Raw genomic sequence first — 564 nt, forward strand, 5'->3', positions numbered from 1 at the left:
CTGCTTGAGTGTCACCGGATCCTGGGCATATTTCGGATTGACCTCCATCACCACCTGATACTGGTTGAGGCTGTCGTAGATCGTCGAAATCTGCCGCTGGCTGTAGGCGTTGTTGAGCACGGCGGTGACCATGTTCATGTCGACCCCCAGGCGTTTCGCCTGATCACGATCGACAATCAGCGTCACCTGTTGCGCCCCGGCACCTTCGCGGGCGTCGATGGCGGTCAGCTCGGGCAAGGCACGCAACGCGGTGACCACTTTCGGGAACCACTTGCGCAGCTCGGCGAGGTCGCCGCTTTGCAGGATGTAGGTGTATTGCGAACTGGTCTGCTCGCGGCCGCCACCAAACTGCAGATCCTGGTCGGCCATCAGCATCAACTGCGCCCCGGGCACCTTGGGCATTTCCTTGCGCAGGCGTTCGATGACTTTCTGCGCCGACAGCTGGCGTTCCTTGATCGGCTTCAGGCGCACGATCATGAAGGCGTTGTTGGTGCCGTTGTTGCCGCCGATGAACCCGGCCACGCTTTCCACCGCTTCATCCTTGAGCACGGCGCGGCGGAAGGT

General features: G+C 61.3%; 1 protein-coding gene. It reads right to left on the reverse strand.

Annotation, left to right across the window (positions count from 1 at the left end):
* A partial coding sequence (locus tag J5M71_RS26755; protein WP_207838510.1) for an efflux RND transporter permease subunit occupies positions 1-564 on the reverse strand: 564 nt, incomplete at both ends.

The sequence above is a fragment of the Pseudomonas sp. 43(2021) genome (genome assembly GCF_017490805.1).
Lineage (GTDB): Bacteria > Pseudomonadota > Gammaproteobacteria > Pseudomonadales > Pseudomonadaceae > Aquipseudomonas.